The following is a 14,044-nucleotide window of genomic DNA, read 5'->3' as shown; positions in this document are numbered from 1 at the left end:
AAACGAAGGTATAACAAAAAGAAAAGCCCCCTCACCTCTGTTTAAGAAAGGACTTTTCACCTAAAATCAACAACATATCTCACCCTTAATTTGAAATTATTTTTTCGGTTTCAAAAGATTGAATCACATTATTCGTTTGCTGTTCAAATTTTTCATGCAAAAGTTTTAATGCTATTTCTGTTCTATATATTTCTTGACGGATAAAATGCAATTCTTTTTTATCGCACGTATCCCTTCCACTCATTTCAATTTGCTGATACTTCTCTAAATGTGATTGTAACTTTAAAAGCTCATCCATCGTTTCCAACTGCTCTCCTACCAACTTATCAAAATCGTTCATCACTTACCCCCTTTTTGATTCATTCGCCAGTTATAATTCCTATTACATATTTTCTAATCGTGAACTTCTTTCTCCTTTGACTATATTTGTTGACTTATTAGAAGTTATGTCGTTCCCTTTATTTTCATTACAGTGACACGCACACAAAGAAAACACTTCTCTCGAATTGGAGAAGTGTTTTTCTTTCATTACTCGTTTGAACTAGAAGATTGTGATTGTTTTGCAGCTGATTGTGCATTTTGTTTTTTCACTGCATGCACATCTGTTTCAGTTGCAAACTCTGTACCATAACTAGCATTTGCACTTTGAGCAGCAGAAGCTTGTGCTTTCTGTGCCTCTGATTGTGCGTTCGCTTGTTTTACTGCTTGTACATTCGTTTCAGTTGCAAACTCTGTACCATAGCTAGCATTTGTACTTTGAATGCTAGCACCAGAAGTTGCCTTATTATAACCTTGTTGTTTTTTACTCATCTTTCTCACCTCCACAATCAATAATGTAACCAATTCACTTAGAAGTTATCCCTAATTTTCTTTTTAAAAATTCACGTATATATCTCTTATCACTCATTCAAACTACATATGATGGAGGTGGGAATATGTATACTGGACGTGATATGACTGAGCTAACTATGATTTCCAAAAATGAATGGAAAGAGGATGAATTAGCTTATTTTCATCATTCATTTCAGCAAATTATGCCTTATCTAAATGTAGAGGGACGAACGATTTATAAAGAAGTTGTGAAAGAAATCGAGTCACGGGGCGGATTATAAACGCGTGGATTTTCAACCTCAAAATACAAATTTATTTTCAATATAAAAAAACGTGTTCCAAAGTTCTGGAACACGTTTTTATTATTTATCCCGCTATTCGCCGGGCAGTAAGACCCCACCTCAAAATGCAGCGAAAGCAAAGAAGTTAGGTTGGGGTCGGGCTGCCCATAAAAGCCCGATTGGTGAGGGCTAATAATCAGTGGGGGATGAAGAAACCCCCCACTGATTAAAGTTTCACTTTACTGCATTGTAATTTTCTCAACACACTTTTCGTAAATTGTACGATGTGATTTCGAGAAAGGTAACTGTTCAAACGCTTCTTTCGATACAAACTTTAATGTATCCGTTTCGACAATATTACCTGTTACTTTTCCGTAAAATATGAAGATATCCCAAGTACGATGTGTAAAAGTATGTTGTACATTCATCGCGTATTCATCAATAGAAACAGAGAGATCAAAGCTCTCCTTCATATAATCCGTAAGCTGTTGTTTTTGATTACGAATACCTTCACTTAGTTCAATATTCGGGAACTCCCACATATTAGCCAGTAATCCCGTACTTGGGCGTTTATTAATTACGTAACGGCCATCTTCAGTTTGAAGTACTCCCGCAACGAGCGGTACCATTGTAGGTGCTTTCGCTTTACTCTTCACTGGTAGTTCTTTTTGAACACCTTCAGCATACCCTCTGCAATGTTCACGTACAGGACAAAGTAAACAAGATGGATTTTTCGGTATACAAATTAATGCCCCTAATTCCATCAAACCTTGGTTAAAATAAGATGGATTTTCTATAGAAATAATTTCACGCACAATCTCTTCAAAAACTTTTCTCGTTTTCGGTTTTGCAATATCATCCCACACTGATAAAATACGAGATAATACGCGCATAACATTTCCATCAACCGCTGGCTCTGGTATGCCATATGCAATACTTAAAATGGCACCTTTTGTATATGGTCCCACTCCTTTTAATTTTTCAATTTTCTTTACATCGCTCGGTACTGTCCCGCCGTATACTTCTTTTACCTCTTTTACTGCAGCATGTAAATTTCGTGCTCTAGAATAATAACCTAAGCCTTCCCATGCTTTTAATACTTCTTCATCATCGGCAGTTGCTAGCGCTTCAAGCGTAGGAAACTTCCCCATAAAATTTGCGTAATATGGTTTTACAGCCTCTACCCTTGTTTGCTGTAACATAATTTCTGAAACCCAAACACGGTATGGATCTTTATTTTTTCGCCACGGTAAATCACGTTGTTCTTTTTCAAACCAACCAATTAAATCATTTTGAAACTGTTCTATGTTAAACTCATTTAATATTTCAAGTGTCAAACTTGATCCCCCTCATTTTTTTGCATATACGTACTATTATAAAGATTTTAGGAAAAAATTTAAGTAAGATGACATAGGAAATAGAAGGCAAAGGACTTGAGGTATCGAATAAAAAGAGTTACATTAATAAAAAACGGAGGTGGATTTCTATGGACACAGCCACTCACCTTGTTATGGGCGTTACTCTAGGCAGTTTGGCAACATTAGATCCAGCTATAGCACAAAGTGATATTGGGCCACAAGCAGTGATGCTTGCAACAATTGCCGGTTCCAATATTCCTGACATCGATACAGTTTTAAAATTGCGTAATAACGCTAAATATATAAGAAATCATCGCGGGATTACTCATTCCATCCCTGCAGTGATCCTTTGGTCACTCCTTATAAGTGGCATCTCTTTCGCCTTCTTTTCAGACGCTCCCTATCTGCATCTACTACTTTGGTCATTTATTGCCGTCTTTCTTCATGTCTTTGTGGATATTTTCAATGCCTATGGTACACAGGCATTAAGGCCCTTCACAAAAAAATGGGTAGCGCTCGGCATAATTAATACGTTTGATACTGTCATTTTCTTTATCCATATACTTGCTATCGCCTGTATGCTTGTCGGAGCACATAAAGGGTATACTGCTTTAGCAGCGTATATATTAATGTTTGTTTACTATATCGGCCGCATTATGATGCATCGAAATATTAAAAGTGTAGTATACAAACGTTTCAAAAATGTAGAGAAAGTAATTATTTCTCCTTCTTACAAATTTTATCATTATCATTTAGCCGTCGTTACAACTGAACATTACTACGTAGCAAGATGGCACCGCGGTAACATCCTTGTATACGATAAATTTAATCGCGTACCGTTCCCGAATACCGCCATTATGCAAGCCGCTGTGCGAGATGAAAATATATCTGCTTTCTTATCTTTCTCGCCTGTATATCGCTGGGATATTTTCGATTATGATAACTATTATGAAGTTCGATTTATTGATTTGCGGTATCGAAGTAAAGATTATTATCCATTCGTCGCAATCGTTCAGCTCGATCAAAATTTAAATATTATTAGTTCATATACAGGATGGATTTTCAGCGAAGAGAAACTTCGAAAGAAACTGGAATTGCTTCCACATTAAAAAAAGCGACCTACGTCGCTTTTTTTAATGTTTCAAATGATCTTCTTGATTGATTAAATGGCTATACTTCGGATTATTTGTACGCATTTCATGAAGGCGCCCTCCATGATTATTAACCCATGTTCGTACCACTTGTTCAGTCATTTCCTCACCTTGGTAACGACCTGATTTAGCATAAGTTGTTCGGAAGTCTTCCCACAGTAATTCAACCCATGCACGAGCTTGTGCGTAAGAAAGGTTGTCATTTTTATCTAATAATTCTTTCGTTAATGTTTCATAAATATCATTCATGTTCTATTCTCCTTTTACCTATTTATTCCCTTAATTTCTAAAGGATAGTTTCTTCTATTTTGCACATTCTATAAGTGATACTTCTTAAAGAGGTATCAACTGATAATGAGGGGGCGTTCTTAATGGGTAGACAAGCCGAATTTTGGTCTGAGTCAAAAAACAACAGCAAAATCGACAGTCAACCGAAAGCGAAATCACGCTTCGCTTCGAAACGACCTAACGGCACAATTAACACGCACCCACAAGAGCGTATGCGTGCTGCAAATCAGCAGGAAGAGTAGTACAAATTAAATTCCTACACGAGGTGATAAAGATGAGCTACCGTGACCATTTAGATCGTCGTTCTGAATTATTTAACCATACGTGGACTCGTCCAAAACATGCGAAGGCGCAAGTTAACGGACAGACGCAACAAACCCAGTCTCTCATTATACTGGCAAACGAATGTAAAAAACGCCAATTTTAGAATCTCCTATCTCCTTTAACGCCTACCAAAGATGAAAACCAGAGAGATTCGCTCTCTGGTTTTTATTTTTCTTGTAGCAAGGAAATTGGTATTCCAATCTCTTCATTATCATGTTGCTTATATCCCCAAGCAAATACCCCATTGAAATACGTAATTTTAAATACCACACCAGGTTCTTCTACTAATTCATATGTCTCACCAATATGGAATTTATTTATATCTATCATATAAGCACGAGCCATAGCCATTTTTCTCATTAATACATCGAATTCATTTACAATTCCAAGTTGCTCAGCCTTTACTGCTTGCTCCTTCAAAACCCCAATTTCTTCCCTTAGCTCATGTGGTGTCATTTCACTGTAGCGTTTTGGCGTACCCATCTTATTTCCTCATCCCTCTTCACGTTTCATTTGTAAAAATATATCTATCTCATCAATAGAGAATCCTTTTCGATATAACGCTTGCTTCACCTTATTTTCGAATGTCCAACCATCATACTTCTTATATTTCTCATAATATTTATTCCCATGATAGTGTAACGCTTCTTCTTGCTGTTCGTCATCTTTTTCGTCTTTCAATTCTTCCAAGCAAATTTGAATCACATCTCTAGAATATCCTTTACGAACAAGCATTTCATCTAACTTTAGCTTCATTTGTAAAAATGAATGCTTTTGATAAGATTTTTTCTTCTTTTCTATAAGAAACAAAGCATTCTCCATTTGCTTCTCCTTTGGATACTCTTGTAAACTATGTGTAATGATTAAATCCTGAACACCTTTACTTAATAGCCCTCTCCTAATAACAGTTGGACCTTTTTGATTCACATTACTTTGCGTTCGCACGTATGAAATAGCGTACTCTTTATCATTAATATATCGATCATGTAATAATTTCGAAACGACTTCAGAGATGATGGCCTGTCCCACTTCTTTTTTTCGTAAGAAATCTTCTATTTCTTGTTTTGTTCTCATTTGATAGGATAAATAGGAAATCGCTTGTAAATATGCTTTTTGTACCTCTTCATTGTACAAAATATTCCCTAACGCTACTTCATCAATTTCTAAGCCTTTTTGTAACCCATGTTTCATTAAGATTGATTGATTCACACTAAACCCGTACTCTTCGCCTTGACCTTTATCAATATAAATATTAAATCGTTCTTTCGATCGTTTTTGCACTTCTATTTTTGTAATGACAGTCATACTCTCACCTCTCTATTATTTTAACATAGTCAAGGAACGTTTTTTCTTTTCAAGAATATATATAATGAGGAGGAAATGATTGTGAAAATCGCAATTTCTGGTGGCTCTGGCTTTATAGGCAAATCCCTTTCTAGTTTTTTTATTCAAAAGGGATTTACTGTTTACATTCTTACTCGAAAAAAAATTGCTGAAACTTCACACACTAACCTTCAATACGTACAGTGGACACCGGATTTACAGACCTTCCCTCTCTCCTCTATCGATGTAGTTATTAATCTAGCCGGAGAATCTATTAATAGTAGATGGACAAAAAAACAAAAAGAATCAATTTTAAACAGTAGAATTCAAACAACAAAAGGACTCATTAAACAATTACAAACACTTGAAACAAAGCCACACACATTTATTAATGCAAGTGCCATTGGATACTATGGGACATCTGAAACCGAATCTTTTACAGAACAGCAAGAGACTCCAGGAGATGACTTTTTAGCAAACACAGTATATTTGTGGGAGCAAGAAGCATCTAAAGCCCGCTCCATTGGAATAAGAACTGTCTACACAAGATTTGGAGTCGTATTAGGCGCAGATGGAGGAGCTCTTCCAAAAATGCTACTTCCCTATCAATTATATATCGGCGGTACACTTGGATCTGGAAACCAATGGTTATCATGGATTCATATAGACGATGTCGTTCGCATGATTGATTTCATCATTCACAAAAAAGAAATTGACGGACCTTTTAATATTACAGCGCCAACGCCAATACGGATGAAAGAGTTCGGTGAAATTATTGCCACTATAACTAGGCGACCTCATTGGCTACCTGTTCCTTCATTTGTACTTCGCGCTTTACTCGGTGAGATGAGTATACTTGTATTAGAAGGGCAACATGTATTACCCAATAAAGCTATTAAACATGGATATCAATACACATTTCCAACAGTTAACCATGCATTACAAAATATCCTCTTGCATACAATGTAGTACTTTTAAAATACAGTTTTACGGGTAGTCTATCTCCTCCAAGACTTCTTACTTTTTAAACACCGGAGCATTACTACACGAAAAACCTTTCAGTTACTTTGTCTAAACCTATTCTACACATTACAAGGTGACGGAAATGAGGTCTCTATGAAAATATTGCTCAAACAAGCCATTGTATATCCTATTACATCCCAAAAGTTTCAAGGAGATGTACTCGTTATAGGAGAACGCATTGCCGCGGTCAAACCTCATATTGATACTACTCAGGATATGACCGTTATAGATGCACGAGCTCTTCATCTCTTGCCTGGATTTATTGATGTTCATACTCACCTTGGCCTCTACGATGAAGGTACTGGTTGGGCTGGTAATGATGCAAATGAAACATCCGAAGTTTCAACACCACATATCCGTTCTTTAGACGGGATTCATCCTTTTGATATTGCATTTCAAGACGCTGTACAAAATGGTGTTACGACTGTTCACGTGATGCCCGGAAGCCAAAACATTATCGGCGGTACTACTTGCGTAATAAAAACTGCTGGAACTTGTATAGATCATATGATTATTCAGGAACCTGCTGGTTTAAAAATTGCCTTTGGAGAAAACCCTAAAAAGTTCCATAGTAACGGTACAAAAGAATCAATAACACGTATGGGAATTATGGGGTTACTTCGTGAATCATTCTATGACGCACAACACTACGGGCATGAAGCTGATTTTCGAATGCTACCTATTTTAAAAGCACTCCGCCGAGAAATACCGGTACGTATCCACGCTCACCGCGCAGATGATATCACTTCAGCTTTACGCTTTGCGACAGAATTCAATCTTGATTTACGTATTGAACATTGTACAGAAGGACACTTTATTGTTGAAGAGCTTTCGAAACACAATTTAAAAGTTTCAGTTGGACCTACTCTTACGCGACGTTCGAAAATCGAACTTAAAAACAAAACGTGGGATACTTATCATATTTTATCGAAAAATGGAGTAGAAGTTTCTATTACAACCGACCACCCTTATACACCAATTCAATATTTAAATGTTTGCGCTGCCATTGCAGTAAGAGAAGGATTAGATGAGAAAACAGCGTTAGAAGGAATCACTATTTTCCCAGCTCGAAATTTACGTTTGGAGGATAGAATTGGAAGCATTGATGTTGGAAAAGATGCTGACCTCGTGTTATGGACACATCATCCTTTCCATTATTTAGCCAAGCCTGTACTCACTATGATTGACGGAAAAATAATTTACAAAAAAAATAAAAAAAACTAGTTTATTTTTTTGACTAGATACAGTATTATACGATTATAAACTGAATGAAACCATAATCAATTTGTGTCGTGATTATCATTTTCAAATTGATGAATGGGGAAGGCAAATGGTGCGCCACCAGCGTTAGAAACTGGTTCTAGTGGGTTCGATTCCCACCCCGAAATTTTTTAAAGATTGATATAAAAATTTCGAGGGTGGGTGCTTTTTCGTCATGCTACCCTCGTGTGAGGAGGAGTTAGTGTGTTGAAAAAACGCGACTTACACGACAGCCACGTTCTATACGAATTAATGGTGGATCCTGCTGTCTTCCCTTTTGTGCGTCAAAAGGCCTATTCTTATGAAGAATATTTATTTTTAACGAAACAAACAATCGAAGCCGAAGAGCGTGGAGAATTAATCTCACGCACAATTTTAGATGAATGGGGTAACCCCATCGGCACAATTACTTTATTTGATGTGCAAGAAAAAGCTGGATTCCTCGGAACTTGGCTTGGCAAACCATATCATGGTAAAGGATATAATAAATTGGCGAAAGATTCATTTTTTAGCGAACTTTTCTATGAATTAGATATTGAAACGATTTTTATGCGTATTCGTAAAATAAATATTCGGTCTATTAAAGCTGCCGAAAAACTACAATATGTAAATCTAGCAAACGAAACAAGAAAAGCCGTTTATGATGAAATTAACGCGCATGAAGAAGTATATAATTTATATGAAATTCCAAAAGATCAGTATACACTTGCAACAATGCGAGATACAACATTCCAAGAAGCACACCAATTAAAAGAAGCGTAATCTAAAAATTCAGAAATAATAATCAATCATTACTAGTTTGACATATATGTATATCACCCCATGTCTTTGGAAACGATAGATAGTGACTTTAGGACACGAGGTGATTTGTAATGGATAAAAAGAAACGTGATAAAGCAAAAAACACATTATCTAGTACACAAGAAGTTCTCTATCAGCGAGAATTTCGAAAAGCAGATCGTGCAGCGGGCTATCGCTCAAAAAGTATTTAAAGTGAAACTGAATAATTAGAAGGTTTCCCCCCTAATTATTCAGTTTCATTACATAAGATTTTCCAATGAATTAGCAAAAAAGGTTCCTTATTTATAAGGAACCTTTTTTGTGGACAACCTTATCCACAAAAACCGTAGAATTGTGCATAAATTACAAAAGTATTTTACGAATTCATTTATTTAAATGAATTCTAAACGTGAGAATTGTGGATAATTTTCTAAAAATTGTGGATTATGTGGATATAGCTGTTAATATTCCGATTTTACTGTCTAATGAAAGCGTAATCCTTTGTGGATAAAGTGAAACTTTAATCAGTGGGAGTTTTGTTTATCCCCACTGATTATTAGCCCTCACCAATCGGGCTTTTGCGGGCAGTTAATCCCCACCTAACTTCTTTGCTTTCGCTGAATTTTGAGGTAGGGGTCTTACTGCCCACAAATAGCGGGATAAGTTAATAATTCACGTTTATTTTTTTTACAACAATAAAAAAACCCTCTTTAAATGCTTAAAAGAGGGTTTCATATTAAGTAAAAGATTCGGCAAGAACTGGTGATTTAATAGGTATATGATTCGGCTCTGCATGATTTTCTGCCAAAATTGTATCCACAATATGACCAGCTGGCTCAGGACGATAAATACTTTTCATTGCTTCTTTCATCTGAAGAAGCTTCATATCATCTTGTAATAACGCCTCTGTTTTTGCAAAAACTTCACTATCATCACGAATTACAACTGCAGCCCCTTTTTTTTCAAAATACAACGCATTTTCATTCTCTTGTCCTGGGACAGGTTTATATAAAATGACAGGTACTTGTAATGCAGCTGCTTCGCTTAATGTAATACCACCTGGCTTCGTAATCATACAAGAAGTAACACGGAACAATTCATCAATGTTTTCAACATAACCAAATACTTTTAAAGCATCAGAACCTTGTTCCTGTAGTTCCATTAAATCCTGCTTTAAAGCTTCGTTTTTCCCACAAACGACAACTACTTGTAAGTTTGGTACTGACATAAATGACTGGCATAGCTCTTTTACACTCCCTAGCACACCATGAGCACCTGCTACAATTAGTAACATCTTTTTATCCTTACATAACTGATATTTATTATATATAATTGCTGGATTTATCTTTAGCTCAAAACTGCTACGAATCGGAATCCCTGTTTCAACAATTTGTTCTGCAGGTACACCGATATCAACCATCACTTTTTTCACATGATCGGTTGCTACAAAATAACGATCTACTTCTCGATGGATCCATATTTTATGCACGCAAAAATCCGTTAATACGTTATAAACAGGAATAGAAATACCTATTTGCTTTTTCAATTCTGGTACAGCGATGATTGGAAAGGTATTAATAATAATATCCGGTTTCTCCACCTGTAATAGCGTCTTCAAACGCTTTCTCCCAAAATTCGCATACCAAGATGCTATTTTTTTATCATAAATTTTCTCTACACCATAATAAAACAAACGATATAATTCTTTTCCTACCGTATAGCTTTTTAAATATAAATATTTTGTAATATCGGTTATAACTGGATGTGATTCTCCAAACAAGTCGCATACAATTACATCTTCGATTCCTTTTTGGCGAAATGTTTGTTCTAATGTTTTTGCCACTTGCACATGACCGTTACCGTAATGTGCAGTTAATATTAAAACCTTGGGGTTTTTTATCAAACAAATCCACTCCTAGCTTTTTGTTTCTCCATATTGCATATACGACAATAGGAAAAACATTTTCCTTAAAAACTACATACTCGGATTCTAATACTTTCCTGTTAGCTATGTATCTGTCGTGGATATGCAAAGCATATAAGATTGACCCCTTAATCCTATCTGTGCTCATATCTTTACATTATACTTTCCTATAAGAGCTTTCGCAATAACTTACAAATGTTCTATATTCCATAATACTCACTCTTTTACTTCTTAATTCTTTTTACTATTTTGATTTCCCTTTACAATTATGTAAATTTCTCCGCTTATTCTTTACAAAAATATGGATATTCCCTTTTCAGTATACTCTTTTCTAAATATATACTCTAGATTTTATTATGAAGAAACAAAAAGCCTAACCAAATGTTTAGGTTAGACTGCTTGTAAAATATGTTTTGCATGTTCAACATTTTCTTCTGTCGGTGGATTCACATCCGCAAGTGGATACTTATGTCCAAGTGCCTCCCATTTATAAACACCGAGCTTATGATATGGCAGCACTTCCACTTTCTTAACATTAGATAGACTTTGAATAAAGTTTGATAATTTTTGCAAATCCTCTTCACCATCGGTAACACCGGGAACCAATACATGTCTTACCCAAATTGGTTTCTTTCTATCCGATAAATAACGAGCAAATTGTAAAATGTGTTCATTTGGTTTCCCTGTTAATTTACGATGTTTCTTTGAATCAATATGCTTCAAATCCAATAAAACTAAATCTGTATACTCCATTAAAATATCTAGCTTATTTTGGAATTCTGGTTCTTCAGAATAACAACCGCCAGAAGAATCGATTGTTGTATGGATACCAGCTTCTTTGCACTTTTTAAACAACTGGGTTAAGAAGTCTAGCTGTAATAGTGGCTCTCCACCGCTAACTGTTATACCGCCTCCAGAAGCTTCAATAAATGGAAGGTAACATGTCACATCCTGCATCACTTCTTCAACTGTTATTTCTTTACCTTTACCGATTTCCCATGTATCAGCATTATGACAATATTGACAACGTAATAAACACCCTTGTGTAAATATGACATAACGAATCCCTGGGCCATCAACAGTACCACAAGACTCTACAGAATGTATTCTTCCTTTTACCATGTTACTTCCTCCTTTATTGAAACAGCCTCCCTCCGCTATATATTAAAAGCGGAGGGACACTTTTTTCACTTACATGCTTTCATGCATTGTACGGTTTATTACATCAATTTGTTGTTCACGAGTTAATTTAATAAAGTTAACAGCGTAACCAGATACACGAATTGTTAATTGTGGATATTTTTCAGGATGCTCCATTGCATCCATTAATGTTTCACGGTTAAATACGTTAATATTTAAGTGGTGTCCTTCTTTTATTGCATATCCATCAAGCATAGATACTAAGTTGCGTACTTGTACATCATCTTCTTTACCAAGTGCTTTTGGAATAATAGAGAATGTATTTGAAATACCATCTTGTGCATCTTCATATGGTAATTTAGCTACAGATAATAATGATGCTAATGCACCTTTTGTATCACGGCCATGCATTGGGTTTGCGCCCGGTGCAAATGGTTCTCCAGTACGACGTCCATCTGGAGTGTTACCAGTTTTCTTACCGTATACAACGTTAGATGTGATTGTTAAGATTGACATTGTATGAACAGAATTACGGTATGTTTTATGTTTGCGAATCTTGTTCATAAATGTTTTCACAAGATTTACTGCGATTTCATCTACACGATCATCATTGTTACCGTATTTAGGGAAATCTCCCTCAATTTCGAAATCAACTGCAATACCATTTTCATCACGAATTGGTTTTACTTGTGCATATTTAATTGCACTTAAAGAGTCTGCTACTACAGATAATCCAGCGATACCTGTTGCCATTGTACGAAGAACATTTGTATCGTGAAGTGCCATTTCAATACGTTCATAGCTATATTTATCGTGCATATAGTGAATTACATTTAATGTATTTAAGTATAGACCAGCTAACCATTCCATTGTCATATCGAATTTACGCATAACTTCTTCATAATCTAATACTTCAGAAGTAATTGGTGCGTATTCAGGACCAACTTGTGCTTTTGACTTTTCATCTTTACCACCGTTAACCGCATATAGTAATGCTTTCGCTAAGTTTGCACGTGCTCCGAAGAACTGCATTTGTTTACCAATTCTCATTGCTGATACACAACAAGCAATACCGTAGTCATCACCGTAGTCAGCACGCATAATGTCATCATTTTCGTATTGAATTGCTGATGTTTTAATAGACATTTTTGCACAGTAGTTTTTAAAGTTCTCTGGTAATTGTTTAGACCAAAGAACTGTTAAGTTTGGTTCTGGTGCTGGTCCTAAATTATCTAATGTATGCAAGAAACGGAATGAGTTTTTTGTTACTAACGGACGACCGTCTAACGCCATACCACCGATAGATTCAGTTACCCAAGTTGGATCTCCAGAGAATAGTTCATTATAATCAGGTGTTCTTGCAAATTTCACAAGACGTAATTTCATAATGAAATGGTCAACAATTTCTTGTGCTTTTTCTTCTGTTAAAGTACCATTTACTAAATCTCTTTCAATGTAAACATCTAAGAATGTAGAGGTACGTCCAAGGCTCATTGCTGCCCCGTTTTGCTCTTTAATTGCTGCAAGATAAGCAAAGTATAACCATTGGAAGGCCTCTTGTGCATTTGTAGCTGGCTTAGAAATATCGAATCCATGAGAAGCAGCCATCTGTTTTAACTCTTGAAGTGCACGCATTTGCTCAGATAATTCTTCACGTAAACGCATTGTATCTTCGCTCATTACACCGCCAGTTAAATTATAATCAGCTTTTTTCGCTTCAATTAAATGATCTATACCATATAGCGCTACGCGGCGATAGTCACCGATAATACGTCCACGTCCATACGCATCTGGAAGACCAGTAATAACACCTGATTTACGAGCCGCTTTCATTTCTGGTGTGTATGCATCAAATACACCTTGATTATGAGTTTTACGCCAGTCTCTGAAAATCTTGCTAAGTTCTTTATCCATTTCATATCCATACGCTTCACAAGCTTGTTCTGCCATACGAATACCACCATATGGTTGTAAAGAACGTTTAAATGGTTTATCAGTTTGGAAACCGACCACTTTTTCAATATCTTTATTTAAATATCCTGGTTCATGTGATGTAATAGAAGAAACAATTTTTGTATCCATATCAAGAACGCCACCGTTTTCACGTTCCTTTGTTGTTAAATCCATTACTTGATCCCAAAGTTGTTTCGTTGCTTCAGTTGCTTCCGCTAAGAAAGAGTCTTCTCCCTCGTAAACGTTTACATTATTTAAAATGAAATCGCGAACATCAATCTCTGCTTTCCATTTTTCACCTTTAAAGTTTTCCCACGCGCTTTTTACATTTTCTAATACTTGAGTCATCCTAATCTCCTCCATTTTTGATTAGTACAGGACTACGTTTTTTTATATAACAGCTTACAC

At 35.9% G+C, this 14,044-nt stretch carries 17 protein-coding genes; 8 read left to right on the top strand and 9 right to left on the bottom strand.

Annotated elements, in window-relative coordinates; genetic code table 11:
* Positions 1-85: 85 nt before the first annotated feature.
* Positions 86-340, bottom strand: coding sequence for a YgaB family protein (locus NSQ69_RS02580; protein ID WP_002010338.1), 255 nt, complete (start codon positions 338-340; stop codon positions 86-88).
* A 188-nt stretch (positions 341-528) separates the two neighbouring features.
* A complete protein-coding gene (locus NSQ69_RS02575) occupies positions 529-810 on the bottom strand; it encodes a gamma-type small acid-soluble spore protein (protein ID WP_002125062.1) in 282 nt (93 codons plus the stop codon).
* A 125-nt stretch (positions 811-935) separates the two neighbouring features.
* On the opposite strand from NSQ69_RS02575, the gene NSQ69_RS02570 reads away from it, so the two are divergent.
* Positions 936-1,112, top strand: coding sequence for a hypothetical protein (locus NSQ69_RS02570; RefSeq protein ID WP_341098906.1), 177 nt, complete (start codon positions 936-938; stop codon positions 1,110-1,112).
* 239 nt (positions 1,113-1,351) lie between these two features.
* Here the strand turns inward: NSQ69_RS02570 and mutY are convergent, their stop codons facing one another.
* Positions 1,352-2,449 carry an A/G-specific adenine glycosylase gene (gene mutY / locus NSQ69_RS02565; protein WP_002091125.1) on the bottom strand — a complete coding sequence of 366 codons (1,098 nt, stop codon included), beginning with the start codon at positions 2,447-2,449 and terminating at the stop codon, positions 1,352-1,354.
* Positions 2,450-2,598: 149 nt separating this feature from the next.
* Here mutY and NSQ69_RS02560 point away from each other — a divergent pair, with 149 nt between their 5' ends.
* On the top strand, positions 2,599-3,579 hold the full coding sequence (locus NSQ69_RS02560; RefSeq protein WP_002125060.1) for a metal-dependent hydrolase: 981 nt from the start codon (positions 2,599-2,601) through the stop codon (positions 3,577-3,579).
* A gap of 24 nt (positions 3,580-3,603) precedes the next feature.
* Here the strand turns inward: NSQ69_RS02560 and NSQ69_RS02555 are convergent, their stop codons facing one another.
* Entirely contained in the window at positions 3,604-3,870 is a 267-nt protein-coding gene (locus tag NSQ69_RS02555) for a YfhJ family protein (RefSeq protein ID WP_002010328.1), read from the bottom strand.
* A gap of 122 nt (positions 3,871-3,992) precedes the next feature.
* Between NSQ69_RS02555 and NSQ69_RS02550 the strand changes: the two genes are divergently transcribed.
* Together NSQ69_RS02550 and NSQ69_RS02545 are read left to right on the top strand one after the other, a co-directional pair.
* The gene (locus NSQ69_RS02550) at positions 3,993-4,151 is read left to right on the top strand and encodes a small, acid-soluble spore protein K (protein WP_002125059.1); all 159 of its coding nucleotides are present in this window, start codon (positions 3,993-3,995) and stop codon (positions 4,149-4,151) included.
* A gap of 32 nt (positions 4,152-4,183) precedes the next feature.
* Positions 4,184-4,336, top strand: coding sequence for a YpzG family protein (locus NSQ69_RS02545; RefSeq protein WP_002010325.1), 153 nt, complete (start codon positions 4,184-4,186; stop codon positions 4,334-4,336).
* Positions 4,337-4,398: 62 nt separating this feature from the next.
* Here the strand turns inward: NSQ69_RS02545 and NSQ69_RS02540 are convergent, their stop codons facing one another.
* Together NSQ69_RS02540 and recX are read right to left on the bottom strand one after the other, a co-directional pair.
* Complete coding sequence (locus NSQ69_RS02540) at positions 4,399-4,716, bottom strand: YfhH family protein (RefSeq protein ID WP_002010323.1); 318 nt, start codon at positions 4,714-4,716, stop codon at positions 4,399-4,401.
* Positions 4,717-4,725: 9 nt separating this feature from the next.
* On the bottom strand, positions 4,726-5,538 hold the full coding sequence (recX, locus tag NSQ69_RS02535) for a recombination regulator RecX (RefSeq protein WP_002125056.1): 813 nt from the start codon (positions 5,536-5,538) through the stop codon (positions 4,726-4,728).
* An 81-nt stretch (positions 5,539-5,619) separates the two neighbouring features.
* Between recX and NSQ69_RS02530 the strand changes: the two genes are divergently transcribed.
* From NSQ69_RS02530 to NSQ69_RS02515, 4 genes are all read left to right on the top strand, one after another.
* Positions 5,620-6,525, top strand: coding sequence for a TIGR01777 family oxidoreductase (locus NSQ69_RS02530; protein WP_002140287.1), 906 nt, complete (start codon positions 5,620-5,622; stop codon positions 6,523-6,525).
* Between the two features lie 147 nt (positions 6,526-6,672).
* On the top strand, positions 6,673-7,803 hold the full coding sequence (locus NSQ69_RS02525; protein ID WP_002010318.1) for an amidohydrolase: 1,131 nt from the start codon (positions 6,673-6,675) through the stop codon (positions 7,801-7,803).
* Between the two features lie 240 nt (positions 7,804-8,043).
* Positions 8,044-8,601 (top strand): GNAT family N-acetyltransferase, encoded by a 558-nt coding sequence (locus tag NSQ69_RS02520; RefSeq protein WP_002091129.1) that lies wholly within the window; start codon positions 8,044-8,046, stop codon positions 8,599-8,601.
* Between the two features lie 110 nt (positions 8,602-8,711).
* Positions 8,712-8,831: a YfhE family protein gene (locus NSQ69_RS02515; RefSeq protein WP_000358484.1), complete on the top strand. Its 120-nt coding sequence runs from the start codon at positions 8,712-8,714 to the stop codon at positions 8,829-8,831.
* 524 nt (positions 8,832-9,355) lie between these two features.
* On the opposite strand, the gene NSQ69_RS02510 is transcribed toward NSQ69_RS02515, so the two are convergent.
* From NSQ69_RS02510 to pflB, 3 genes are all read right to left on the bottom strand, one after another.
* The gene (locus NSQ69_RS02510; protein WP_341098905.1) at positions 9,356-10,522 is read right to left on the bottom strand and encodes a diglucosyl diacylglycerol synthase; all 1,167 of its coding nucleotides are present in this window, start codon (positions 10,520-10,522) and stop codon (positions 9,356-9,358) included.
* 411 nt (positions 10,523-10,933) lie between these two features.
* The gene (pflA, locus tag NSQ69_RS02505; RefSeq protein WP_002010313.1) at positions 10,934-11,665 is read right to left on the bottom strand and encodes a pyruvate formate-lyase-activating protein; all 732 of its coding nucleotides are present in this window, start codon (positions 11,663-11,665) and stop codon (positions 10,934-10,936) included.
* Positions 11,666-11,734: 69 nt separating this feature from the next.
* A complete protein-coding gene (gene pflB, locus NSQ69_RS02500) occupies positions 11,735-13,984 on the bottom strand; it encodes a formate C-acetyltransferase (RefSeq protein WP_016121417.1) in 2,250 nt (749 codons plus the stop codon).
* Positions 13,985-14,044 lie beyond the last annotated feature (60 nt).

Origin of the sequence: Bacillus sp. FSL R10-2201 (genome assembly GCF_038008665.1) — a bacterium.
Lineage (GTDB): Bacteria > Bacillota > Bacilli > Bacillales > Bacillaceae_G > Bacillus_A > Bacillus_A mycoides.
This window is presented reverse-complemented; position numbering and strand designations above follow the sequence as displayed.